23 protein-coding genes and 1 tRNA gene are annotated in these 22,323 nt (G+C 71.5%); 8 read left to right on the top strand and 16 right to left on the bottom strand.

Annotation, left to right across the window (positions count from 1 at the left end):
* Positions 1-3: 3 nt before the first annotated feature.
* Both ACIQMJ_RS13385 and ACIQMJ_RS13380 read right to left on the bottom strand, forming a co-directional pair.
* Positions 4-912 (bottom strand): cation diffusion facilitator family transporter, encoded by a 909-nt coding sequence (locus tag ACIQMJ_RS13385; protein ID WP_499761245.1) that lies wholly within the window; start codon positions 910-912, stop codon positions 4-6.
* A 142-nt stretch (positions 913-1,054) separates the two neighbouring features.
* Positions 1,055-1,771 (bottom strand): alpha/beta fold hydrolase, encoded by a 717-nt coding sequence (locus ACIQMJ_RS13380; RefSeq protein WP_499761822.1) that lies wholly within the window; start codon positions 1,769-1,771, stop codon positions 1,055-1,057.
* Between the two features lie 158 nt (positions 1,772-1,929).
* Between ACIQMJ_RS13380 and ACIQMJ_RS13375 the strand changes: the two genes are divergently transcribed.
* A tRNA-Arg gene (locus tag ACIQMJ_RS13375) sits at positions 1,930-2,004 on the top strand.
* 141 nt (positions 2,005-2,145) lie between these two features.
* On the opposite strand, the gene ACIQMJ_RS13370 is transcribed toward ACIQMJ_RS13375, so the two are convergent.
* The 4 genes from ACIQMJ_RS13370 to ACIQMJ_RS13355 form a co-directional block, all read right to left on the bottom strand.
* Entirely contained in the window at positions 2,146-2,526 is a 381-nt protein-coding gene (locus ACIQMJ_RS13370) for a site-specific integrase (protein ID WP_499761244.1), read from the bottom strand.
* 955 nt (positions 2,527-3,481) lie between these two features.
* The gene (locus tag ACIQMJ_RS13365; protein WP_499761243.1) at positions 3,482-4,435 is read right to left on the bottom strand and encodes a hypothetical protein; all 954 of its coding nucleotides are present in this window, start codon (positions 4,433-4,435) and stop codon (positions 3,482-3,484) included.
* Positions 4,436-4,955: 520 nt separating this feature from the next.
* Positions 4,956-5,852, bottom strand: coding sequence for a hypothetical protein (locus tag ACIQMJ_RS13360; RefSeq protein WP_499761242.1), 897 nt, complete (start codon positions 5,850-5,852; stop codon positions 4,956-4,958).
* Positions 5,852-6,352: a SigE family RNA polymerase sigma factor gene (locus ACIQMJ_RS13355; protein ID WP_499761241.1), complete on the bottom strand. Its 501-nt coding sequence runs from the start codon at positions 6,350-6,352 to the stop codon at positions 5,852-5,854. The genes ACIQMJ_RS13360 and ACIQMJ_RS13355 overlap by 1 nt, the downstream gene beginning before the upstream one ends.
* A 400-nt stretch (positions 6,353-6,752) precedes the next feature.
* Here ACIQMJ_RS13355 and ACIQMJ_RS13350 point away from each other — a divergent pair, with 400 nt between their 5' ends.
* Positions 6,753-7,913 (top strand): polysaccharide lyase family 7 protein, encoded by a 1,161-nt coding sequence (locus tag ACIQMJ_RS13350; RefSeq protein ID WP_499761240.1) that lies wholly within the window; start codon positions 6,753-6,755, stop codon positions 7,911-7,913.
* A gap of 48 nt (positions 7,914-7,961) precedes the next feature.
* Here the strand turns inward: ACIQMJ_RS13350 and ACIQMJ_RS13345 are convergent, their stop codons facing one another.
* A complete protein-coding gene (locus ACIQMJ_RS13345; protein WP_499761239.1) occupies positions 7,962-8,699 on the bottom strand; it encodes an SWIM zinc finger family protein in 738 nt (245 codons plus the stop codon).
* Between the two features lie 85 nt (positions 8,700-8,784).
* Positions 8,785-9,432: a hypothetical protein gene (locus ACIQMJ_RS13340; RefSeq protein WP_499761238.1), complete on the bottom strand. Its 648-nt coding sequence runs from the start codon at positions 9,430-9,432 to the stop codon at positions 8,785-8,787.
* Between the two features lie 53 nt (positions 9,433-9,485).
* Between ACIQMJ_RS13340 and ACIQMJ_RS13335 the strand changes: the two genes are divergently transcribed.
* Entirely contained in the window at positions 9,486-10,100 is a 615-nt protein-coding gene (locus ACIQMJ_RS13335; protein WP_499761237.1) for a TetR/AcrR family transcriptional regulator, read from the top strand.
* A gap of 28 nt (positions 10,101-10,128) precedes the next feature.
* Here ACIQMJ_RS13335 and ACIQMJ_RS13330 read toward each other — a convergent pair whose 3' ends face one another.
* Both ACIQMJ_RS13330 and ACIQMJ_RS13325 read right to left on the bottom strand, forming a co-directional pair.
* Positions 10,129-10,617 (bottom strand): hypothetical protein, encoded by a 489-nt coding sequence (locus ACIQMJ_RS13330; protein ID WP_499761236.1) that lies wholly within the window; start codon positions 10,615-10,617, stop codon positions 10,129-10,131.
* 41 nt (positions 10,618-10,658) lie between these two features.
* Complete coding sequence (locus ACIQMJ_RS13325; protein WP_499761235.1) at positions 10,659-11,705, bottom strand: amidohydrolase family protein; 1,047 nt, start codon at positions 11,703-11,705, stop codon at positions 10,659-10,661.
* An 85-nt stretch (positions 11,706-11,790) separates the two neighbouring features.
* Between ACIQMJ_RS13325 and ACIQMJ_RS13320 the strand changes: the two genes are divergently transcribed.
* Positions 11,791-12,003, top strand: a complete 213-nt coding sequence (locus tag ACIQMJ_RS13320) for a hypothetical protein (RefSeq protein ID WP_499761234.1) — start codon at positions 11,791-11,793, stop codon at positions 12,001-12,003.
* Here ACIQMJ_RS13320 and ACIQMJ_RS13315 read toward each other — a convergent pair.
* Positions 11,978-13,123: an alkene reductase gene (locus ACIQMJ_RS13315; protein ID WP_499761233.1), complete on the bottom strand. Its 1,146-nt coding sequence runs from the start codon at positions 13,121-13,123 to the stop codon at positions 11,978-11,980. The genes ACIQMJ_RS13320 and ACIQMJ_RS13315 overlap by 26 nt on opposite strands.
* 57 nt (positions 13,124-13,180) lie before the next feature.
* On the opposite strand from ACIQMJ_RS13315, the gene ACIQMJ_RS13310 reads away from it, so the two are divergent.
* Complete coding sequence (locus ACIQMJ_RS13310) at positions 13,181-13,543, top strand: MerR family transcriptional regulator (protein WP_387487370.1); 363 nt, start codon at positions 13,181-13,183, stop codon at positions 13,541-13,543.
* 3 nt (positions 13,544-13,546) lie between these two features.
* Here the strand turns inward: ACIQMJ_RS13310 and ACIQMJ_RS13305 are convergent, their stop codons facing one another.
* Positions 13,547-14,758, bottom strand: coding sequence for an MFS transporter (locus ACIQMJ_RS13305; protein WP_499761232.1), 1,212 nt, complete (start codon positions 14,756-14,758; stop codon positions 13,547-13,549).
* 73 nt (positions 14,759-14,831) lie between these two features.
* On the opposite strand from ACIQMJ_RS13305, the gene ACIQMJ_RS13300 reads away from it, so the two are divergent.
* Together ACIQMJ_RS13300 and ACIQMJ_RS13295 are read left to right on the top strand one after the other, a co-directional pair.
* Complete coding sequence (locus ACIQMJ_RS13300) at positions 14,832-15,347, top strand: ArsR/SmtB family transcription factor (protein ID WP_499761231.1); 516 nt, start codon at positions 14,832-14,834, stop codon at positions 15,345-15,347.
* Between the two features lie 51 nt (positions 15,348-15,398).
* Positions 15,399-16,964: a DUF885 domain-containing protein gene (locus ACIQMJ_RS13295; protein ID WP_499761230.1), complete on the top strand. Its 1,566-nt coding sequence runs from the start codon at positions 15,399-15,401 to the stop codon at positions 16,962-16,964.
* Here the strand turns inward: ACIQMJ_RS13295 and ACIQMJ_RS13290 are convergent.
* Positions 16,940-17,698: an ABC transporter permease gene (locus ACIQMJ_RS13290; protein ID WP_499761229.1), complete on the bottom strand. Its 759-nt coding sequence runs from the start codon at positions 17,696-17,698 to the stop codon at positions 16,940-16,942. The two genes, ACIQMJ_RS13295 and ACIQMJ_RS13290, sit on opposite strands and share 25 nt — an antisense overlap.
* Positions 17,695-18,618, bottom strand: coding sequence for an ATP-binding cassette domain-containing protein (locus ACIQMJ_RS13285; RefSeq protein ID WP_499761228.1), 924 nt, complete (start codon positions 18,616-18,618; stop codon positions 17,695-17,697). Before ACIQMJ_RS13285 ends, ACIQMJ_RS13290 begins: the two co-directional genes overlap by 4 nt.
* Before the next feature lie 102 nt (positions 18,619-18,720).
* Here ACIQMJ_RS13285 and ACIQMJ_RS13280 point away from each other — a divergent pair, with 102 nt between their 5' ends.
* Complete coding sequence (locus ACIQMJ_RS13280) at positions 18,721-19,467, top strand: TetR/AcrR family transcriptional regulator (protein ID WP_499761227.1); 747 nt, start codon at positions 18,721-18,723, stop codon at positions 19,465-19,467.
* A 42-nt stretch (positions 19,468-19,509) separates the two neighbouring features.
* Here the strand turns inward: ACIQMJ_RS13280 and ACIQMJ_RS13275 are convergent, their stop codons facing one another.
* Together ACIQMJ_RS13275 and ACIQMJ_RS13270 are read right to left on the bottom strand one after the other, a co-directional pair.
* Positions 19,510-19,977: a DoxX family membrane protein gene (locus tag ACIQMJ_RS13275; protein ID WP_499761226.1), complete on the bottom strand. Its 468-nt coding sequence runs from the start codon at positions 19,975-19,977 to the stop codon at positions 19,510-19,512.
* A gap of 176 nt (positions 19,978-20,153) precedes the next feature.
* Positions 20,154-22,283, bottom strand: a complete 2,130-nt coding sequence (locus ACIQMJ_RS13270; RefSeq protein WP_499761225.1) for a putative bifunctional diguanylate cyclase/phosphodiesterase — start codon at positions 22,281-22,283, stop codon at positions 20,154-20,156.
* Positions 22,284-22,323 lie beyond the last annotated feature (40 nt).

Below are 22,323 nucleotides of genomic sequence, written 5' to 3'. Positions count from 1 at the left end.
GGGTCACCAGGAGATTTCGCGGCACCTCTGCGCGGAATCTCCTGGTTCGACCTGGAGCGTGGCGTGCTCGATGTGGTAGCGCTCGGCCAGCAGCGCCTGGGCGGCGCGCAGCACCTCGGCCGGGTCGACGTGGTCGCGGGTGGTGAGGTGCGCGGAGGCCACCTCCATGCCCGAGGTGAGCGTCCAGACGTGCAGGTCGTGCGCCTCGGCCACGCCCGGCAGCCGGCCGAGGTCGGCCTTCATGGCGGCGACGTCCAGGCGTTCCGGGGCGTGCTGGAAGAGGATGCGCAGCGCGCTCGCGGCCAGCTTGTACGTGCGCGGCAGGACGAACAGGCCGATCGCGACACCCATGACCGGGTCGGCGTGGCGCCAGCCGAAGAGCAGCGTGACGACGCCGCTGATCAGCACGCCGACCGACCCGATGAGGTCGGCCAGGACCTCCAGGTACGCGCCGCGGACGTTGATGCTGTCCTTCGCGCCGTCCCGGAGCAGGAAGAACGCGACGACGTTGGCCGCGAGGCCCGCCGTGGCGGCCAGCACGACCGGCAGGCCGGGCACCTCCGGCGGGTTGCCGAACCGGCCCACGGCCTCGTACACGACGTACCCGGCCACGCCGAACAGCAGCACGGCGTTGGCCAGCGCGGCCAGCACCTCGGCGCGGTAGAGGCCGAACGTGCGGCTGCCGCCCGTGCGGGCGCGGCGGGCCAGCATGATCGCGACCAGCGCCATGCCGACGCCCAGGACGTCGGTGAGCATGTGCGCGGCGTCGGAGATCAGGGCCAGCGAGCCGGTGGCCACGCCGACGACGAACTCCAGCGCCATGAACGCGGCGCCGACGGCGAAGGCGATCCACAGCCGACCGAGGTGCTTGGCGCTCCCCGACGACACACCGTGGCCGTGTCCGTGACCCATGAGCGGAACATATAGTCACATGCGCATGAGTGCAACTTGTGTGTCGGGCGCACCACAACCGGACCTGCGGACTCCAACTTCGCCCGCGCCGTCACGGGTACCACCGATCTGCCTTCGCCCACCGCGTTCACCACTTCGGTGGTCACCGCCGTCTGCCGTCGATGGCGTCCTCGATGTGGCGCGCGACCAGCTCCGGGTGCGTCCGCGGCGCCCAGTGGCCCGCGTCGATCGTGCTCCTGGTGAGCCGTTCGACCCACGGCTCCGCCGCCTCCAGGTGCTCCCGCACCACGTACGGGTCCTTCGCCAGCTCGATCTGGTGAACCGGGACCGCGACCTTCCCCGGCTCGCGCCCCCGCCCCACGTTGGCCCGGTACAGACCGAGCCCGTTCACCAACTCCCGCCGCCCCGCCCCCAACCACTTGCGGACCGCCGGCACCCGCCACAGAGCCTCCGCCACACCGGGCACCTGGAAGCCCGCGATGTACCACGACCTCCCCAACACCTTCGCCACCCTGACCGGCCGCGAGCGGTTGCGCCTGACCCAGTCGCCGAGCTGCCCCAGGTCCGGGCCGGAAACACTGGTGAACGACAGGAACAACTCGGGCCTCGCCGCCACCGCCGCCCACCCCTGCACCGACCCCCAGTCGTGCCCCACGAGGTGGACCGGCCGGCCGACCTCCCCCACCACCGCCGCCAGATCCCCGACCAACCGCTCCAACCTGTACCCCCGACTCCCCCGCCCCGCGGGAGCCTCCGACCCTCCGGCACCCCTCACGTCGTACCGAACCACCCAGAACCGCTCCCCCAACCTCCGCCCGACCCCGTCCCACACTTCCGACGTGTCCGGGAACCCGTGCACCAACACCACGGGCACCGCCCCGACCACCCCACCCTCCACCACTCGAATCCGCAGGTCATCCCCCTGCACCACCCGTTCGCCCCACGTGTCCACAACCCAAGAGGGTAGGGGGTGAAAACCCCTCGCGGCCGTGCGCTAAGCTTCCACCCGTAGCTGCGGCCCCCGTAGCTCAGGGGATAGAGCACCGCCCTCCGGAGGCGGGTGCGCAGGTTCGAATCCTGCCGGGGGCACCATCTCTCACCAGCACGAAAAGGCCCTTGACCAGCGCGAACGCAGTCAAGGGCCTTACTCGTCTGTCCGGCCGTGTCCGGTGAAGTCCGGCCGTCTACGGATGTCCGGGCCAAATACGGGCCAAATACGGGCCAAAGTTCGGGCTAGCCCGGACGGTGGCCCAGAGCAGCCTCCACGCGCTGCCGGACCGTCACTGCCTCCCCATCCAGGCACTTGGCGTAGATCTTCAACAGCACCTCCACCGAGTGCCCTGCCCACTCCGCCACCGTCACCGCGGGCACTCCCCCGTTGAGCCACGTCGACACCGCCGCGTGCCGCAGGTCGTACGGCGTGCCCGCCAGCGGCGTGGCCGCCACCTCCGGCGTGAAGACCTCAGCGCGGGCACGCTGCCAGGCCCGGACGATGGTGAGCTTCGGCAGCTCCTGGCCGTTGCGCTCCCCGGTGAACAGCCGACCATCCGCCGCCGTGCCGAACTGCCGGATGTGGGAGTGCAGCAGCGCGGTCAATTCAGGTGGGCAGGGCACCGTGCGCGTCTCTCCACGTGCCCGCCGCGCTGCTGACCAGCGGTTTCCAGGCGTGACAGCCTTACAGGACCGCTGTCCCACCTGTCCCTAACCACTCGGCACCCGCCCGCCCCAAGCTGGTGGTGTCCCGCGTGTCCCGCGTGTCCCGGCACACCGGCCCGACCAGCGACTCCACGGTGGGACAGCCAGCGGGGCATCTGTCCCACCTGTCCCATCAGGCCGCGCATCCGCCCTTCCGAGGCGAGCAGGCAGCGGCTCACTGCGGCACTCGCGCCGGGGTAGCGCCGCTGTCCCACCTGTCCCGGCATGGCGGTTGCGCATGTTGCTTGTCCGACGAAGCCGCAGCAGATGCCTTCCCGACGTGGATGCGTGTCCCACCTGTCCCAGCTGTCTCGCCATGCCCCCTGACCAGCGGTTCTGAGGTGGGACAGTCCGCAGAACCACTGTCCCACCTGTCCCACTCCACCGTGCGGACCTCGGAACGCTGTAACAGTCGGGGCGTGTTGAAACTCCGCTTGGCTCTACACGCCTGCCTGCGCGCACCCCTGGCGTTCACGGCAGGGCGGATTGATCTCCGTACGGGCTATACGCGTAGCGCTGAGACGGCCGCGGAGCGGTGCACGAGCCGCGGTTGATGGGTGAACCCCTCGGAGCACAGCGAGCGATGGTCACCACGTCGCCCTGTCGCCCGGCTGTTACAGCCCCCTGCTCATGGCTCACCGGCATCCAACAGTCGGCATGAAGCCAGCCTGTGCCAAACTGGGCCAAAGTAGCTCTTGAGAAGAAGATCACTTTACTGTTCATGCTGGTAGAGCGCTCAAGGCGTCCGGTAGTCGCACCGCCCTCCCGAGGTGAGTACTGCCTCATCCGTCTTAGCTGTCCCGCCTATCTGGACTCCGCCGCAACATCTCCTCGGAGTGGGTTCCCGTCCCTCCTACTCGCCGTTACTGCATTACTAGCTCGCAAGTAGATCGAGGGAAAATCCGATGAGGAAAAGACGAAAGCAAAACCAGCGAATCCCATGACCGGGACGGTTTTGATAGAGGATGTTTGCGACATACCGCATGAGCGGCGGTACGATAGTCTTCCGAAGTCGCAAGCCGAGCGGTAGTGGGTCGACCCTGAGGAGCACGGCTATAATGCCGAGCAGCGCTGGCGATCCTGCGATGACAGTCATGGCGACACTGCCGAACATGAATACAACCACCGCCATAATGACACTGAAGAAAATTCCCATGAGCAGGAGAAGAACTTCACGTTGGGCCGATAGTCCGTATTCGTTGACCTCCTCATCCACCCAGTGGTTGAGCAGTTCCCGATCACGGGACTGAAGCCCTTCCCGCACGAACCGGTCGACTTGCGCCTTCACGTAGACGACCTGCCCGTCACACAAATCATCATCAGCATGTGACCAGCTGCACGTATGGCGCGTGGGCAATGCATGGACGATCTCCTGTCGCAAATTGTCGACCTCGTCCTTAGTGAACCAAGGTTCGTGCCCCAGCGGGTAATCAGCCTCCTTCATCAGCACCCATCGGGAGTAGCCGTACCAGCGGTTCGCAGTGACATGGTGAAAGATAATCTGTTGCCGAACTTGAAGCCGAAGCTCCTTCAGTTCATTCCGTGCACGCGCACGGGCGTCAGAGGCAAGGAAATCCTTCAAGTGAACGTTCACGCGTTCGCCGTAGGCACGCAAATCGTCCGGACCGATCAGGTCCAGAACCACCACACAGCCCGCGACAAATTGCATTCCCTTGCCAATTCTGCCTACCCACACCATCGACACAGGCCCTACCGCATGCCCGGATGTCTGTCGCCCAGACAGCCAAACCGACAACACCTGCCCGACATCCCGATAGTTCCAGGCGACCAACACCACCACGCAGAACAGCCCGAATGCCTTGAGCATCCTCCGTCCCCTCATCGGGCTAGCATCCCACGCACCGCGATGTTCGTGCTTAGAGGTTCAACCAGTCCAGCCCGGACGGCCTCCAATAGGCCGTAAGTAGTGGGGGGTCCGATCTGCGCCAAGACCGCACTCCTGCCCCAGAGACGGTCGTAGAGGACCAATCTAAGCTTGACGGGGTAACGGGGTACGCGCGAGTGCACCCTCAAGGCGACGGTCACCGTCTCGCTCAACCATACGACCACCCTGCGAAGCTGTTACGGCCGCTAGAGGTCGTTGATCAACCTAAGTCGAACGGGTGATGCGCCCGCTTCGTGCGCCAAATACGGGTCAAAGTTGCCCTCAAACAAGATCAATTTACTATTTATGCTGGTAGACCGCTTGTCTCACTCGGTAGTCGCACCGCCCTCCGTAGGGGGTGCGCAGATTCGAATCCTGCCGTGGGCACCACCACGAAGCCCGCTGAACAGCGTGAATGCTGTTCAGCGGGCTTTTTCGTGTCGGCGGGGACCGGTGAGGGGTGTCAGCCCGGGAACATCGTCAGGTCCGGGTCGACGCCGATCGCGACCAGTTGGTCGAGGGTCAGTGGTGGCTGGGGGGCGGTCGACGCGTGGCCGGACTTGCCGGAGGTGGCGACGTTCTCGGACTGCACGAGGATTCGGGTGCCGTCCTTGCGGTGGACCAGGACCTGGTTCATGGTGATGCCGTTGCCCATGTCCGCGACCTGCTTGACGATCTCCTCACCGCGGGAGCCGGTCTCCGTCACGCAGGAGATCCGGGTTCCCAGCCCGGAGTAGGAACACACGGGGCCCAGGCCGGCGCGCCAGGCGGGCTGCGTGAGGACGAAGATGTTCCCGGTCCCGTCCGCCGCGGTCGTGGTGGCGTACGCCTCGAAGGTGGCCATGGGGTCGCAGAGGGGCAGCTCGACGCCCGGGTTCACCGGGTTCACCTGGTGGTAGCCGAGCGGTCCGTGGGGTGCGCTCACCGGGTTGGGCGACAGCTGAAGGTCCGGCCGCTGTGCCTTGACCGCGTCCGTCGTCGCCTGGGTCAGCCGGGTGGCGGCTTCGGCCGCGGGCTCCAGCCGGCCCTCGCACTGGGGTGGTGGCACCTTCTCGTCCACGGTGATGACCGACGGCGTGGACACCTCCGAGCCGGGCGGCTGTTCCGAGGTGGTCGGGGACGGCGAGACCGAGGACGTGGTGCTCAGCGACCCGCCGACCGGTGAGGACCCGCCGTCGCCGCTGGTCAGCGCGTACGCGACAACGCCGGTCAGCGCCACGACGGCCACCCCGGCGGCGACCGCGGGGTTCGCCACCCGGCGAAGCCGGACCGCGCGGCGGCCGCGGACGATGACCGCGTCCACGTCGACCGTGGACGGCGGCACTTCCCCGATCGCGTCGTCGAACAGTTGCTTGTCCATCAGCACCCCTCCCTGGTCGTCTGCGCCGCGTTGGCGCGCAACGTGTCGAGCCCCCGCGCGGTCTGGCTCTTCACGGTGCCCACCGAGCAGCCGAGGATCTCGGCGGTCTCCTCCACCGAGAGGTCGAGGTAGAGGCGCAGCACGACGGCGGCCCGCCGCCGCGGCGGGAGACCGTCGAGCAGGTCGAGCAGCTGGGCCCGGCTGACCACGGCGAACTCGGACGTCGTCGGCAGCTCCGGCAGCTCCTCCACGGCCTGCTCGCGTCGCCACGGCCTGCGCTTCTCGTCCAGCCAGGTGCGCAGCAGCACCTTGCGGACGTAGGCGTCGATGCCCGCCGACCGGCCGACCCTCGACCAGTGCCGGTACAGCTTGCCGATGGTGATCGACACGAGGTCGTCCGCCGTGTGCCAGTCCCGGCACAGGAGGTACGCGGTGCGCCGCAGGGACTCCATCCGCGCCGTCACGTACTCGCGGTACGCGTTCTCCTCGGACCGCTTCACCTCGGTGACCTCCTGTGTCGTGCTCCTGCCCGACCGGGGACGCGCCCCGTGCGCGGCGAGGTCGCCCGGTGGAACGAGGGTGATCGTGGAACTGCGGGACGTGGCGGTGGAATGGCCTCCACCCGAGCCGTCACGTACTCGCGGTACGCGTTCTCCTCGGACCGAATCACCTCGGTGACCTCCTGTGTCGTGCCTCTACCCCACCAAGAACGCACCTCGTGGGCGGCGAGGTTGCCCGGGGGGAGGAAAGAACCACCACTGCGACGATGATGGCGACCACTGCGGCCACTCCCAACCCGGCAGCACGGCCGCCGGGGACGACGTCGACCGTGGCCGGGCCGCGTGGCAGGAAGGCGACAACGCCCGTCCGGACGGGCCGGGTCGTCAGCACGATGGCGGCATGGGAAGAGTTCTCGGGTTGGTGGCCGCCGGCGCGGTCGTGGTCGGGGCGTTGGTCGCGGTGGGGTCCGGGGCGGGTGCTGTCGCCTGTGACTACCCGGCGCAGGTGTTGGACCTGAGGAGTTGGAAGGTCCAGTTGCCGATCGGCGGGGAGGAGGACCCGGACGAGGTCAAGCAGCCGGCGTTGGGGACGTACCGGGTGGACCCGTGGTTCGTGGCCACGCCGGGGTGTGACGGGGTGCGGTTCCGGGCGGCGGTGAACGGGGTGACGACGAGCGGGTCGAACTACCCGCGGGCGGAGTTGCGGGAGATGAACGGCACGGCGAACGCGGCCTGGTCGTCCACCTCGGGGACGCACGCGATGACCGTCGACCAGACCGTCACCCGGTTGCCGAACGACAAGCCGCACCTGGTCGTCGGGCAGATCCACGGTGGTGACGACGACGTGTCGGTGTTCCGGGTCGAGGGCACCAGGCTCTACGTCACCAACGGGGACGACGCGCACCACAAGCTGGTCACCGACGACTTCCGGTTGAACACCCGGTTCCAGGTGAGGTTCGTCGTCTCCGGCGGGAAGATCAACGCCTACTACAACGGCACGCTCGCGGCCACGCTGAGCGCGAGCTTCAGCACCGGCTACTTCAAGGCGGGCGCGTACGCGCAGGCCAACTGCGGCAACTCCAGCCCGTGCGACGCCGGCAACTACGGCGAGACGATCATCCACAAGGTGACGCTGGGCGACAGCGCGCCGCAGCCCGAGCCGCCCACCGGCGAGCGGCTGCCGGTCTCGGCGGTGACCGCGAGCGGTGACGACGGGAACGTGCCCGCGAACACGCTGGACGGCGACCTGGCCACCCGCTGGTCGGACGAGGGCGACGGCGTGTGGATCCGCTACGACCTCGGCGCGGCGCGCGCGGTCGGTTCGGTGAAGTTGGCCTGGCACAGGGGCGACACCCGCCGGCACGACTTCCGCGTGCAGACGTCGTCCGACGGCACGAGCTGGACCACCGGGTTCTCCGGGACGAGCAGCGGCACCACGCTCCAGCCGGAGACCTACGACATCCCCGACACCACGGCCCGCTACGTGCGCGTCGTGGGCTACGGCAACACCGGCAACGACTGGACCAGCGTCACCGAGACGACCCTCCACCCGCCGGCCTGACCGCTCCCGCCCGCCCGGGACCCGTTCCCCGGCTGGCGGCCTCTCCGGTCAACGACGACCGGCGGCGCGGCGGATCCGCCTGGCCCGGGTGATCGCCCCATCCAGGCCGTCGAGGTCCTCCACGCGGTCGTCGACGTCCTCCAACAGTTCCACCGCGTACTCCGCCAGGTCGGCAGCAGCGGCGGCGAACCCGTTGTCCACCAAGCGGTCCACCTCGTCCAGCGCCCGCTCGACGTGGTGGAAGTACTGGTCCGCGGCGCCGAGGCTGACGTAGTCGGGCACGTCGAGGGCGAACTCCAGCCGCTCCCGCAGCCCGCGGGCGTCGAACGCGCGGTCGGCGTCCACCCCGGCGGCCACGTCGAGCCGGGCGCGCAGCACCTCGTCGGTCGTCGCCGCGGCCATGAGCTGGTCCACCAGCCACTCCGGGTCGCGGCCGAGCAGGAACGCCCGCAACCGCTTCTCCGGCAACGGCTTCCCGCGGGGCCGCGCGGTCGGCTCGACCCGGCTCGCCTGGTCGAGCCAGGCCAGCGCCGCCGCGACGCAGTGCTTGCAGAAGTCGACGTCGTGCGGGCAGGAGCACCGTCCGCGCAGACCGGTCCGCGTCACGTCGAGGCGCACCCGGTAGGCGTGCGTGCCCTCGACCGTCGCGCTGACAGTCGTCCCGTCCACGCCGACCCGCCGCACGTGCCCTGCGGCGAAGTACTTCTCGCCCCGCTCGAACGACTTCTCGTCGGCCAGCGCACGAACCGTGCCGACGTTCACCTCCACCGCGACCACGATCGCCATTTTCCCGCAGCGCGCGAAGAGCCGGGAAGGTGGGACGCGGGCAGGCCGAATGAGCGAACAGGACACCGGGAACAGCGCCGCGGCCCTACTCCCCCGTGGCCCGCCGGATCAGGGCGGTGGAGTAGGCGACGATCCAGGCGACCCAGAGCAGCCAGCCGGTGAGGCCGAGGAGGCCGAGCGCGCCGGCGTGCTGGACGATCAGCGGGGTCAGGGTGGCCGAGGTGAACAGCAGGGCCGCCGAGAGCAGGCCGAGCCCGGCGTGCCACCGGGGGATCAGGCCGGCGTGCCGCCCGCCGAGGGACAGGCCGAGCAGGGCCAGGGCGAGGAAGACGCCGTTGAGGGTGAACAGGGCGTCGTGGAGGGGCCAGAGCACGCCGGTGGGGTCGTCGACGAGGGCCAGGCGGAGGGCGATCACGCCGGCGAAGGCGCCGTTCTGCAGCAGCACGCCCGCGAAGCCGACCAGGGACCAGGCCGCGCCGCGGTCGCGGTCGGACCGCCACAGCGCCGCGACGGCTCCGGCGGCGAAGACGGTGGACAGGACCCAGGCGGCCGGGGTGAGGGCGGACGTGAGGCCGACGACGGCGCGGTTGGCCGAGAAGTAGGCGACGGCGACGGCGGTGTCGGCGCCGGTCGAGGGCAGGCCGGTGGGCACGACGATGGCGTTGGCCAGCACGATCAGGGTGGCGAAGCCGAGGCCGGAGAAGCCCGCGACCCGCAGGAACGGGCTGGTCACCGTTTTGGGTTTAGACCGCATATAATGAATATAGTCAGCTTCAGGGGGGACGGATGGGCAAGCGTCGCTACGACTCGTTGCGGCGGGTGGCGCAGGCGCAGGAGACGCGGGCGGAGATCGCGCGCGCGGCACGCCGGCTCTTCGTCGCCCACGGCTGGGCGGCCACGACCGTGCGCGCGGTGGCCGAGGAGGCGAAGGTCTCGGTCCCGACGGTGTACGCGGCGTACGGGGACAAGGCGGGCCTGGTGCGAGCCGTCGCCGACGCCGCCACCCTCTCCGCCGACATGGCGGAGATGCTGGCCGAGCTGGAGGACGCCGCCTCCGGCCCACCCCGCCAACTGACCGCGATGGCCGCTTACGACCGCCGCCTGTTCGAGCGGTCCGGGGACGTGATCGCGCTGGTGCGCGAAGCGGGCCGCACCGACCCGACCCTGGCCGCCGCCTACGACGAGGGCCGCCGGCGTGGCGACGACACCCGCGTCGAGGTGTTCTCCTCCTGGCCGGACGGCACCCTGCGCCGGGGCTTGGACGTGCGGACGGCCGTCGACGTGTACGCGGCCCTGTGCAACATCGACGTCTACACCACCCTCACCGTCGAACGCTCCTGGTCACCGGACCGCGTGGAACAGTGGTGGTCCGCCGCCCTGGCCCGCGAACTGCTGGCGTGACGGTCAGCCGGTCGGCGGCGCGTCCCGGTCAGGACTGGTCGAGGTGGGCGGACCAGACGGTGGCGGCGTCGGGGTGGGAGTCGACGCCGTCGAAGAAGGCGTCGGCCAGGGTGTCGTAGTCCTGGTCGGCGAAGCCGGTGACCTCGATGATCTGCAAGCGGTACACGGTGAACGGGGTCGTGGCGGTCGGTGGGCTGTAGGGGATGGCCAGTTCCATCGAGCCCGGGGTCGGGCCGTGGTCGACCGCGCGCACGACCAGCGCGTCCGTGCGGCCCCACTCCATGGTCAGGTAGGCGTCCGCGACCAGCACGGCGCGGGTGGCGCGGTGGTCGTTGGAGTCCAGCGCCGCCTGGGCGGCCTGCGCGGACTGGCCGACGTCGTCGGACATGTAGCGGTCCATGCCGCGGCTGCCGTCGGGTTGTTCGTAGCCGATCAGCGGGATCAGGGTCTCGCCCTCGGAGACGCTCCAGACGCCGTGCGCGGCGTAGAAACCGGCCAGGGCCGCCGTTTCGATCATGGCCGACAGTATGCCGACGGCGGCGCGGGTTCCGGGCCGGTTCAGCGGATCCGGCGCACCGGACGGCCGCGCAGGATCACGGCGACCGGGTGCGCCAACCGGTCCAGGTCGGCCCTCGGGTCCTCGGCGTAGACGACGGCGTCGGCGGGCGCGCCCGGTTCCAGGCCCGGCAGCCCCAGGTACGACCGGGCGTCCCAGGACGCGGCGGCGAGAGCGTCGTGCGGGCGCATCCCCGCGCCGGCGAGCGCGCGCACCTCGTCGACGATCCGGCCGTGCGGCACCGAGTCCGTGCCCGCCAGAACCCGGACGCCCGCCTCGGCCGCGGCGGCGATCAGGTGGGCGTGCGCTTGTGCGCCGCGCACGTACCACCGCTTGCCGGGGCTGTCCGGGCGGTTGCGCACCTCGGGCAACGTCTTCTTCGTCACCGACAACGTCGGCGTCAACGCGGTGCCCTGCGCGGCCATCCGCGCCAGCAGCCCGGGGTCCAGCGACATCCCGTGCTCCACCGAGTCGACCCCGGCCAGCACGGCCACCTCACCGCCCGCCGCCTGCTGCGCGTGCACGGCGACCCGGCCGCCCACCGCGTGCACGGCCGCCACCACGGCGGTCATGACGTCCAGCGGCACGGGTTCGCCGTCCGACCGCCAGTCGCCGATGACCTTCGCCCACCCGGTGCGCGCCGCCTGCGCCGCGGCGATCACGGGCAGCTCGGCGTGGTCGGCCCGGCGTCCCCAGCCGTCGAAGAACTGGCCGTGCTGCGCGAGCCACGGACCGGCGTGCCAGGCGCGGGGCGTCTCCGGGTCGACGCCGAACCACGGCGGCGGCTCGTCGGCCAGGCCGGGCGCGCGGATCGCCGTCACCCCGGCGTCCACGTGCTGCCGGAGGTGGTCGCGCAGCATCCCGTGGTCGAGCGGGTCGCCGGGCGCCTCCGCGCCGGGGTGCGTGTGCGCGTCCACCAGACCGGGCAGCAGCCAGCCCTCGGCGACCAGCTCGGCGTTCGGCACGGGATCGGTGGTCCACCGGTCGCCGTCGGCGTAGAGGTCCACGTGCTCGCCGTGCGGCAGAGCACGCCCTCGAATCCGGATCACCACTGGAACCCCCTCGTCCTCCCCCACCTTTACACGGGTCACGCCGGTGGTGGCGGGAGTTCGCCCGAGCCGCGGCGGACGAGGGTTGCGCGAGTCGCGGGCCGTGCTCGACCTGGTGCGCCAGGTCCGCGACCGCGGCCTGCCGGTGATCCTGATCAGCCACAACATGCCGCACGTGTTCGAGGTCGCGGGCCGGGTCCACATCCAGCGGCTGGGTCGGCGCAAGGCGGTCGTCGACCCCGGCGAGGTCTCGATGTCCGACGCGGTCGCCATCATGACCGGAGCGCTGGAACCGTGAGCCTCCCGACGACGCCGTCCGCCTCCTCCAGCGTGGGGTAGTCGGTGTAGCCCTCCTCGCCCCCGACGTACATCAGGTGCTCGTCCCGCACCGGGTTGAGCGGCGCGCCGACGCGCAGCCGCTCGACCAGGTCGGGGTTGGCCAGGAACGCCCGGCCCAGCGAGACCAGGTCCGCGCCGGCCGCCAGCAGCCGCTCGCCGTGCCGCTTGCCGCCGTCCTCGGGCAGCGGGCCGGGCCACGGCAGCGCCGGGTTCGCGATCAGCGTGCCCGCCCAGGCCGCGCGGATCGCGCGGAACAGCGGCTGGTCCGGGTCGGCGAAGACGACGTGCAGGTAGGCGAGGCCGAGGTCGGCCACGGCGGCGAGCAGCGCCGGGTACACGAGGTCCGGGTCGTCCTCGTGCACGCCGTTGGCGGTGACCCCAGGCGAGATGCGCAGGCCGACGCGGTCCGCGCCGATCTCGGCGGCGACCGCTCGGACCACCTCGACCGCGAACCGGATGCGACCCGCGACGGGGCCGCCGTGGTCGTCGGTGCGGTGGTTCGTGCCGCTCGCCAGGAACTGGTGGATGAGGTAGCCGTTCGCGCCGTGCACCTCGACGCCCTCGAACCCCGCGTCGACGGCGTTGCGGGCGGCGGCGGCGAAGTCGGCGACGGTGGACCGGATCTCGTCGGCGGTCATCTCCCTCGGCACGACCGCGGGCCGGTGGCCGTTCGGCGTGAAGATGGTGCCGGGCAACGGGATCGGTGACGGCGCGACCGGGTGCAGGCCGCTCGTGCCGGGGTGGCCGACCCGTCCGCCGTGCTGGAGTTGCAGGAACATCCGACCGCCCTCGGCCCGCACCGCGTCGGTGACGCGTCTCCACCCGGCCACGTGCGTCCGGTCGTGGATGGCGGTGATGTCGGGGTAGGTCTGGCCCACGGCGTTCGGCGTGGACGCCTCGGCGATGATCAGGCCCGCGGACGCGCGCTGGGCGTAGTAGGTGGCCATGATCGGCCGCGGCACGCCGTCGGACCGGGCGCGGTTGCGCGTCATCGGGGCCATGACCAGGCGGTTGGGCAGGTGCAGCGAGCCGAGGCGGGCGGGGGCGAAGAGGCTGGGCGCGGTGCTTGTGGTCGTCATGCGACTACGGTAGAAGTTGACATCAGTGTCAGGTTCAAGTCGCGGCGGGGTGGGGACATGCGGATCGGTGAGCTGGCCGAGCGCACCGGGGTGAGCGTGCGGTCGTTGCGGTACTACGAGCAGCAGGGGTTGCTGGCGTCCGACCGCACCACCGGCGGCCACCGCGAGTACCCCGAGCGGGCGGTCGACCGGGTCATCCGCATCCAGGAGCTCTTCGCCGCCGGGCTGAACAGCAAGAAGATCGCGGCGATGCTGCCGTGCATGCGGGACGCGGACGGCGGGCCGTCCGAGATCGCCACGCCCCGGCTGGTGGACGACCTGACCGCCGAACGGGCCCGCATCGACCGGTTGATCACCGACCTGGTGCGGTCGCGGGACGTGCTGGACGAGGTGATCGACGCGGCGTCGGGCCGGCGGTGACGGCTACCCGGCCAGGGCCTGCCGGATCTTCCGCTCGGTCGCGGTCGTCAGCCCGACGAGGGCCACGAGCGACACCCCGGTCATGATCACGAAGACCGCGCGCAGGGCGAACGCGTGCGCCAAGCCGCCCCCGACCGCCGCGCCCAGCGGCATGGCGCCCCAGGCGACCAGGCGGTAGGCGCTGGTGACGCGGCCGAGCAGCCGGTCCGGCGTGACGTGCTGCCGCAACGACACCGCGACCACGTTGAGCACGGCGATCCCGCAGCCCGCGACCGCGAACGCCGCCGCGACCGCGTACGGGTCGATGGTCACCGCCGGCGCGGCGACCATCAGCGTGCCCGCGACGAACCCGGCGGCCAGCGCACGCCCGCGCCCCAGGGCGGCGATCACGCGTTCGGCGACCAGGGAGCCGACCAGGCTGCCGACCGCCGGGGCGGTGAGGAGCAGGCCGAACACCTGTCCGGTCAACCCCATCGCCGACCCCGGGCCCACCGCGTACAGCACGAGGACCGCGCCGGACGCGGTGTTGGCGACGTTGAACAGCCCCACCACGACGGCGAGTCCGCGCAGCAGGCGGTGGCGCAGCAGGAAGCGCAGGCCCTCGGCGATGTCCGCGCGCAGGGTCGTGCGGTGCTCGCGGTGGACCTCGAACGTGCCGCGCACCGACCACAGCACGGCCAGGCCGACCAGCCAGAGCGCGGCGGGCGCGGTGAAGGCGGCCACCGCCCCCGCGGCGACCAGGAGCCCGGCCACGGGCGGGCCGACGAACTCGTGCGCCGTGAGCTCGACGGCGAAGAGGCGGGCGTTGGCGCGGGGCAGGCGGTCGCGGTCGACCAGCTGCGGCAGCAGGGACTGGGCCGAGGTGTCGTAGAGCGTTTCGGCGATGCCGGCGGCGAACGCGATGGCGTAGAGCAGCCGGATGTCCGCCCAACCCGACGCCACGGCCACCGCGAGCACGGCGAGCAGCGCGGCCCGGGTGGCGTTGGCCCACAGCATCGTGCGACGGCGGTCGAAGCGGTCGGTCAACGCGCCCGCGGGCAGGGCGAAGACCAGCCACGGCAGGGTCAGGGCGAACACCAGGCCCGCGATGAGGGTCGGCTCGCGGGTGGTGTGGACGGCGACCAGCGGCAGGGCGACCTTGAACGTGCCGTCGGCCAGGTTCGACAGGCCGGAGGACGTCCACAGGCGCCGGAAGCCTGCTCCCAGTGGTGGCATTGATGGAGGATCGCACATCGATGGAGTTTTCTCCATCGGTGTGGTCGTCCACCGGTCGGCTAGGTTGGGCGGCATGGCTGATCGGCACCGGCGTCCGGCGACGGTGGAGGAGACGAAGGCGCTGGCCCACCCGCTGCGGCTGCGCATCCTGCGGCTGTGCGCGCAGCAGGAGCTGACCAACAAGCAGTTGGCCGAACGCCTGGGCCGCGACCCCGGCACGGTGCTCTACCACGTGCGCCAGCTGGCGGCGGCCGGCTTCCTGGAGCCCGGCGAGGTGCGCACGGGCGCCAGCGGCGCCTTGGAGAAGCCCTACCGTTCGACGGGCGTCTCGTGGTGGCTGGACGGCCCGCTCGTCGAACCGGCCGCGAACACCGCGCCGTGGGAGGCGTTCCAGGAGGAGCTGCGGGAGGCCGGCCCCGAGTCGGTGCGCACCTTCGCGCGTTTCGCGCTGCACCTGTCACCGGAGGACGTGACCGAACTGGACCGCCGCATCAGCGCCGTCCTGGACGAGTACGTGGCCACCGACGACCAACGCCGCCACCTGCCGCTGCACGGCGGGATCGTCGTCGTCCACCGGATGCAGGACTAGCGCGGCCCGCTCCGGCGGCGGTGCCGGCGGCCGGCCGGCACCATCGGCGTGGTGACGGACGTCGATCGGATCGCGGACGAGTTGCACCGGGCCGTGGCGGCGCGGTTCCCGGTGGTGGCGACGCTGCTCGGCGTGCCCGGCTACGACGACCGGCTCACCGACTACACCGAGGAGGGCGACGAGAAGTTCGCCGCCCAGCTCCGGGACATCGCCGCACGGGCCGAGGCGGTCGATCCCGGGCCGTTGGCGGTGACCGACCGGGTCACCCGGACCATGATCGGGCAGCAGGCGTCGGCGTTGCTGGACCAGGTGGTGCGGCGGTGGGTGGAGTTCACCGTCAGCGACCTCATCCTGACGCCGGTGCCGATCCTGCTGCACGCGCTGGCCGACGCGCGGTTGGACACCGAGCAGCGGCGTGCCGACCACGCGCGCCGGTTGGCCGCGATGCCCGCGTTCTTCGACACCCTGGCGCGACGGCACCGGGACGGCATCCGGGCGGGACGGTTGCCGGTGGCCCGGTTGGTGCGGCAGGCCATCGCCCAGCTCGACGCCAACGCCCACCTGCCCGGCGTGCGCGAGTACCGGGACGCGCTGGCCGCCGACGTGCTGCCGCACGGGCGCGACGACGACCGGGCCGGCGTGTGCCACCTGCCCGACGGCGAGGAGCTGTACGCGGCGGCGGCACGGCGCCACACCACCACCGACCTCACCCCCGAGCAGTTGCACCACCTGGGGTTGGAGGTGCTGGACGGCCTCGCCGACGAGTACGCGGCGCTCGGTCGGGAGGTGTTCGGCACGTCGGACGTCCAAGAGGTGTTCGCCGGGCTGCGCGACGCCCCGAGGTGGCGTGACGCGGACGAGATGCTCGCCGCGGCACGTGCCACCGTGCGCCGCGCCGAGGCCGCCGCACCGGCGTGGTTCCGCACCGTGCCGACCGAGCGGTGCGCGGTGCGCCTCTACCCGGAGGGCACACCGGCCGCGACTCCCCCGTCGTACCTGGCGGGCACGGTGGACGGGTCGCGGCCCGGCACCTACTCGGTGAACCCGGCCCAGCTCGACGGCAGGCACACGGCCGAGGCGGTGGCGTTCCACGAGACCGTGCCGGGGCACCACCTCGACGGCGCGCGGCGGATGGCGCGCACCGACCTGTCGGTGTGGCGGCGCACCGCGGGCGTCAGCGCGTTCGCCGAGGGCTGGGCGCTGTACGCCGAACGCCTCGCCGACGAGATGGGCCTGTACTCCGACGCGCTGTCACGGCTTGGCATGCTCACGTTCGACTCGATGCGCGCCGGGCGGCTCGTGGTGGACACCGGGTTGCACGCGTTCGGCTGGACCCGGGACCGCGCCGTGGAGTTCCTGCGCGCCAACACGCCGATGACCGACCACCTGGTCCAGTCCGAAGTGGACCGCTACCTGGCGGACCCGGGGCAGGCGTTGGCCTACATGGTCGGCCGGCTGGAGATCCAGCGGTTGCGGCGTGACGCCGAACGACGCCTGGGCGACGCGTTCGACGTCCGCGACTTCCACGAGGTCGTGCTGTCCGAGGCCCGCGTGCCGCTGTCCACGTTGGCCGACCTCGTCGGGTCGTGGGTTCAGTCGTCGACCCGCCGCCGGTAGAGGGCGGTCGCCAGGACGACCGACGCCAGCAGCAGGCCCACCACCCACGCGAGCGCGACCGGTCCCCGGTCGCCGATCGGGGTGCCGGTGAGCAGGCCGCGCACGGTCTCGATGACCGGCGTGATCGGCTGGTGCTCGCTGACGCCCCGCAGGAACGCCGGCATGGTCTCGGTGGGCACGAAAGCGCTGCTCAGGTAGGGCACGAACAGCATGATGAAGCTCATCGCGCTGGCCGACTCGACCGACTTCGCCACCGCGCCCAGCCCCGCCGCCAGCCACGACAGCGCCAGCACGTAGAGCAGCAGCACGCCGGCCGCGGCCACCCACTCCAGCGGTGACGCGGACGGCCGGAACCCCATCGCGACCGCCGCGCCGACCACGACGGTGGTGGACAGGGCGTTGCGCGCGACGCTGGCCGTGACGTGCCCGGTCAGCACGGCGGAGCTGCGGATCGGCATGGACCGCAGCCGGTCGATCATGCCGCTGTTCATGTCGTCGGCCACGGACATCGCGGTGGACGCCGCGCCGTAGCCCGTGCACAGCAGGAGGATGCCGGGCACCACGTAGTTGATGTACCCGGTGCCGGTGTCGATCGCGCCGCCGAAGACGTACACGAACAGCGCCATCATCAGCAGCGGCAGGACGATCGACATGATCATCGTGTCGACGTTGCGGCGGGTCAGCCGGATGCTGCGGCCGATCATCGTCATCGAGTCGGCGATGGCGTGGCTCATGCCGGCACTCCTTCACGGGCGGTCAGGGCGAGGAAGACGTCGTCGAGGGTCGGGCGGTGCGAGGAGACCTGGGCGGGCACGACGGCGGCGGCGCGCAGGTCGTCCAGCACGGTGTGCAGGTGCGCGGCGGAGCCGTCGGACGGGACGCTGAGCACCAGCCGCTCGTGGTCGGTGAAGCCGCCGAGCAGCGCGGTCGCGTGGTCGAGCGCCGCGGCGGAGGTGAAGCGCAGGTCGAGCCGGTCGCCGCCGACCCGGGCCTTGAGGTCGTCGGCGGTGCCGTGGGCGGCGACCTTCCCGCGGTCCAGCACCATGATCCGGTCGGCGAGGCGGTCGGCCTCCTCCAGGTACTGGGTGGTGAGGAAGATCGTGGTGCCGGTGCGGACCAGGTCGCGGATGGCGTCCCACATGGTCGTGCGGCTGGCCGGGTCGAGGCCGGTTGTGGGCTCGTCCAGGAAGATCACCCGCGGCGTGGCGACCAGGCCCATGGCCAGGTCGAGCCGCCGGCGCATGCCGCCGGAGTAGGTCTTGACCCGCCGGTCGGCGGCGGCGGCGAGGTCGAACCGCTCCAGCAGCTCGGCGGCGCGGGCCTTGGCCCCCGGCCGGCCCAGGTGCATGAGCCTGCCGACCACGACCAGGTTCTCCCGGCCGGTCTGCTCGGCGTCCACGGCCGCGTACTGGCCGGTCAGGCTGATCACGCGGCGCACCTCGGCCGGTTGCCGCACGACGTCGAACCCGGCCACCCGCAGCCGGCCGCCGTCCGGGCGCGAGAGCGTGGACAGGATCCGGATGGTGGTGGTCTTGCCGGCGCCGTTGGGACCGAGCAACGCGAAGACCGACCCCTCGGCGACCTCCAGGTCTATCCCGTCCAGCACCGCGTTCGGCCCGTACGCCTTGCGCAGGCCGGTCACCTCGACGATCATCGCCGCCCCCTTTATGTGTATGGAGTACGCGAAAGAGCGTATCTCATACGCAGTTAATTGCGGTAGCCCTAGACTCGACCCCGGTCCGACGAGAGGGTGGAAATGACGGACGAGACCGGCCTGCCGGCGGAGATCGCGCTGCTCTGGGGGCTGCGCGAGGCCCCGCGGCGTGGCCGCAAGCCGTCCCTGACGGTGGAGGACGTCACGCGGGCGGCGATCGAGGTCGCCGACGCCGAGGGGCTCGGCGCGGTGTCGATGGCCCGGGTGGCCAAGCACCTGGGCAACTCCACGATGGCGCTCTACCGGTACGTGGAGAGCAAGGAGTCGCTGCTCAAGCTGATGGCCGACGCCGCGCTGGACGACCCGCCGGAGCTGCCCGCGGACGGCGACTGGCGGACCGGGCTCACGACGTGGACGACGTGCGTGCTGGAGTCGCTGCGCAAGCACCCCTGGTACTCGCGGATCCCGCTGCACGGGCCACCGGCCGGGCCGCGCAACCTGGCCTGGTTCGACCGGGGGCTGAGCGCGCTGGCCGGCACGCCGCTGGCGGAGGCCGAGAAGGTCGGCGTCGTGATGGGCCTGATCACGTTGGTGCACGGCCAACTGCGCTTCAGCGTCGAGCTGGCCGAGGGGTTCCAGGACAACCCGGAGGCGTTCGGCCGCACGTACTCGCACGCGTTGCGGACCGTGGTCGACCCGCGCCGGATGCCGGCGCTGAGCCGGGTCGTCGCCGCCGGCGTGTTCGACCACGACGCGCTCTACGACGAGAGCGACGTGGACGAGGAGTTCAGCTTCGGCCTGGACCTCTACCTCGACGGGGTGGCCGCCTACCTGGCCCGCCGGGCGTGATGGGTGCTGCGGGGCCGGTCGGGGCCCCGCAGCACCGCGTGATCACCGCCGGGCGACGTCGGCCCGCGCCACCCGCTGCCGCACGGGTGCGTCGGCCGACATGACCGCTAGGCCCGCCGTGATCAGGACCAGGTTCTTGACCACGAACTCACCGGTCATGGTCAGCAGCAGCGGGTTGCCCGTCTGGAACGCGACGGACGGCTGCACCACCAGCGTCGAGAACGTCCCGGCGAGGTGGAGCACGACCAGCAGCGCCACCCAGCGCAGCCGGAACCCCACCACCAGGGCGACGCCCAACACCACTTCCACCAGGCCGAGCGCGAACACGAAGGCGCCCGGGTGGAGCCACGGGACGGTCCGCGCGACGAGGTCGGCCACCGGCGTCGTGCCGGTCACCTTGAGCGCGCCGAACCACACGAAGACCACGCCGAGCGAGCCCCGCAGGAGGGGGATGCTCAGCGTCCGCAAGACGTGCGCGGGCGCATCCAGGCGGGACGGGAACTCCGTCATCCACATCACTTCCTTCGCGTGCGGGACCACGTCGACCCGCCTGCGGGAGGAAGGCCCGTTCCGCGGTCCACACTGACCGGAACAGTTCTGGGAGCGCTCCCAGAACTGTAACGGTCAGGAAACGCGCTGTGAAGGTCTGATTCCACGCCGTCCCAGATGGCGGCGGCCGGGTCGGGCTAGTCGTACCACTCGACCGGGTCGTGGAACCCGCTCGCCGGCATCGGGTCGCCGAAGAACGGGCCGGTGCCCGCGACCGCGCCCGCGGCCCGCCACCACTCGGCCTGCTCGCGCGTCCCCAGCCCGTCGACCAGCACCTGCACGCCCGCCCGGTGGGCGTGCGGCACCAGGTCGGCCAGGAAGTCCGCGTCACCGCGGGCCTGCCGGGCGACCAGCCGCCGCGCCACCCGCACCGACCTGACCGGCAGCTCCGCGGCCACCGCGAGGTCGTCCGGCCCCAGGCCGAAGTCGTCCAACGACGTGCCGACGCCCAGCTCCGCCAGCACGGTCAGGTTGTCCACCGCGTCGGACTCCGCGAGCACCGACACCGGCATGCCGATCGTCAACCGCGACGCGGGCAGCCCCGTGTCGCCCAGCACCCGGCGCACCCGGCGGACCAGGTCGCCGTCCCGCGACTGGTGCCTGGTCAACCCGACGTGCAGCGGCACGGTGGACCCGGAGCCCTGGCCCCACCACCCCACCTGGCCGCACGCCGTGGCCAGCTGCCACTCGCCCAGCGGCAGGATCAGCCCCGTCCGCTCGGCCAGCGCCGCGCACGTGGCGTGGTCCAGCGAGTCGTCACCGCGGTCCCAGCACAGCGTCGCCACCACGCCCACGAGCTTGCGGTCGGCCAGCCCCACCACCGGGTGGTAGCGCACGTCGACCTCGCCGTGCTCCCACGCGCCCGGCATGGCGACGGCCAGCGCGTCGACCCGCCGCTCCTCCGCGTCCTGCCCCTCGTGGAACAACGCCCACTGGCCGCGCCCGCCCGCCTTCGCCCGCCGCAACGCCTGCTCCGCGGCCCGCATCACGTCCGCCGGGTCCCAGTCCGGCGGCGGTCGGCGCACCACGCCGACGCTGACCGACACGGCCAGCCCGCGGTCGTCGAAGTACACCGGCTCGGCCAGCTCGCGGTTGATCTCGGCCACCGTGGTCGCCACGTCCGGCGTGGTGGCGGCGTTCTCGACCAGGATGGCGAACTCGTCGCCGTCGAACCGGGCGATCATCGCCTTCTCCCGCGCCAGCACGGCCTTCAGCCGCTGCGACACGTGCACGAGCAGCCGTTCACCGGTGGGGCGGCCGAGGCTGTTGCAGACCATGCCGAACGCGTCGAGGTCCAGGTGGAACACGCTGATCCCGCGCACCGGGTCCGCCCGGCGCAGCGCGCTCTCCAGGTAGGTGGTGAAGTACTGGCGGTTCGGCAGCCCGGTCGACACGTCGTGCAGCGCCTGCCGGTTCAGCTCGGATTGCAGCAGCATCAGCTCGGTGCCGTCCTCGACCACCGCGACGAAGTGCCCCGACTGCTCGTCCGCGCCGCGCAGCAGCGACACGGTCAACGAGATCCGGGCGACGTCGCCGTCCTTGCGCAGCAACCGCTGCGGCTGCCGGACCCGTTCCTGCTCGCCGTCGACCAGCGCGCCCATCGCCTCGCCGAGGACCCGGACCGACGCCGGGTGCACGAGGTCGAGCAGGGCGAAGCCGGTCAGCTCCTCGGTCGTGTAGCCGAGGATGTCGCCGATCGCCGCGTTGGCCCGCACGATCCGCCCGGCCAGGTCGACCACCAGGATGCCGCTGGCCGACGACGTGGCGACCTCCTCGAACCGGGCTTCGCTCTCCCGCAGGTTCCACTGCGCGTCCCGGACCGCCTTGAGCAGCGACAGCTGCATCGACTCCTGCTGCTCGAACACCGCGCGCCTGCTCGCCGACAGGAACCCGGACGACAACGCGCCCAGCACGGCCACGATCGGCTGCGCATAACGTTCCACGGGTTGGAACTCGGTCAGCCCGAGCAGCCCTTTGCCGAGCACGTCGAGGGTGACGCGCAAGCCGTCCTCGCTGACGTAGCCGAGCGCGACGAGCTGTTCGCCGATCCGCTCGGCGGACCGCGGCGGCGTCGATCCGGGAGAGACCTCCGCGTGCACCGCCGCGCACAGGTCGTCCAGGCGGTCGCGCATTTCGCGGTCGAGTTCGTCCCTGCTCAGCGCGACGACCACAGCGCCGCTGAGCAGGTAGGACCACTTCCGCGCGAGGAGTTCCCGGCCACGTTCGGGTGGCGAGGTGGCCCCTTGTCTCTGACTGGGGATCGACATTCCCGTTGCCCTGTTGTGATATCGAGGATCCGCGGCAGTT

The organism is Actinosynnema sp. NPDC091369 (assembly GCF_044757065.1).
In the GTDB taxonomy this organism is placed as follows: Bacteria; Actinomycetota; Actinomycetes; order Mycobacteriales; family Pseudonocardiaceae; genus Actinosynnema.
This window is presented reverse-complemented; position numbering and strand designations above follow the sequence as displayed.

Bases quoted from the DNA above. Each gene is read 5' to 3' on its own strand.
- ACIQMJ_RS13385 (WP_499761245.1), bottom strand. From the start codon at position 912: ATGGGTCACGGACACGGCCACGGTGTGTCGTCGGGGAGCGCCAAGCAC.
- ACIQMJ_RS13365 (WP_499761243.1), bottom strand. From the start codon at position 4,435: ATGCTCAAGGCATTCGGGCTGTTCTGCGTGGTGGTGTTGGTCGCCTGG.
- ACIQMJ_RS13360 (WP_499761242.1), bottom strand. From the start codon at position 5,852: ATGGACAAGCAACTGTTCGACGACGCGATCGGGGAAGTGCCGCCGTCC.
- ACIQMJ_RS13350 (WP_499761240.1), top strand. From the start codon at position 6,753: ATGGGAAGAGTTCTCGGGTTGGTGGCCGCCGGCGCGGTCGTGGTCGGG.
- ACIQMJ_RS13345 (WP_499761239.1), bottom strand. From the start codon at position 8,699: ATGGCGATCGTGGTCGCGGTGGAGGTGAACGTCGGCACGGTTCGTGCG.
- ACIQMJ_RS13335 (WP_499761237.1), top strand. From the start codon at position 9,486: ATGGGCAAGCGTCGCTACGACTCGTTGCGGCGGGTGGCGCAGGCGCAG.
- ACIQMJ_RS13330 (WP_499761236.1), bottom strand. From the start codon at position 10,617: ATGATCGAAACGGCGGCCCTGGCCGGTTTCTACGCCGCGCACGGCGTC.
- ACIQMJ_RS13315 (WP_499761233.1), bottom strand. From the start codon at position 13,123: ATGACGACCACAAGCACCGCGCCCAGCCTCTTCGCCCCCGCCCGCCTC.
- ACIQMJ_RS13310 (WP_387487370.1), top strand. From the start codon at position 13,181: ATGCGGATCGGTGAGCTGGCCGAGCGCACCGGGGTGAGCGTGCGGTCG.
- ACIQMJ_RS13305 (WP_499761232.1), bottom strand. From the start codon at position 14,758: ATGCCACCACTGGGAGCAGGCTTCCGGCGCCTGTGGACGTCCTCCGGC.
- ACIQMJ_RS13300 (WP_499761231.1), top strand. From the start codon at position 14,832: ATGGCTGATCGGCACCGGCGTCCGGCGACGGTGGAGGAGACGAAGGCG.
- ACIQMJ_RS13290 (WP_499761229.1), bottom strand. From the start codon at position 17,698: ATGAGCCACGCCATCGCCGACTCGATGACGATGATCGGCCGCAGCATC.
- ACIQMJ_RS13285 (WP_499761228.1), bottom strand. From the start codon at position 18,618: ATGATCGTCGAGGTGACCGGCCTGCGCAAGGCGTACGGGCCGAACGCG.
- ACIQMJ_RS13280 (WP_499761227.1), top strand. From the start codon at position 18,721: ATGACGGACGAGACCGGCCTGCCGGCGGAGATCGCGCTGCTCTGGGGG.
- ACIQMJ_RS13275 (WP_499761226.1), bottom strand. From the start codon at position 19,977: ATGACGGAGTTCCCGTCCCGCCTGGATGCGCCCGCGCACGTCTTGCGG.
- ACIQMJ_RS13270 (WP_499761225.1), bottom strand. From the start codon at position 22,283: ATGTCGATCCCCAGTCAGAGACAAGGGGCCACCTCGCCACCCGAACGT.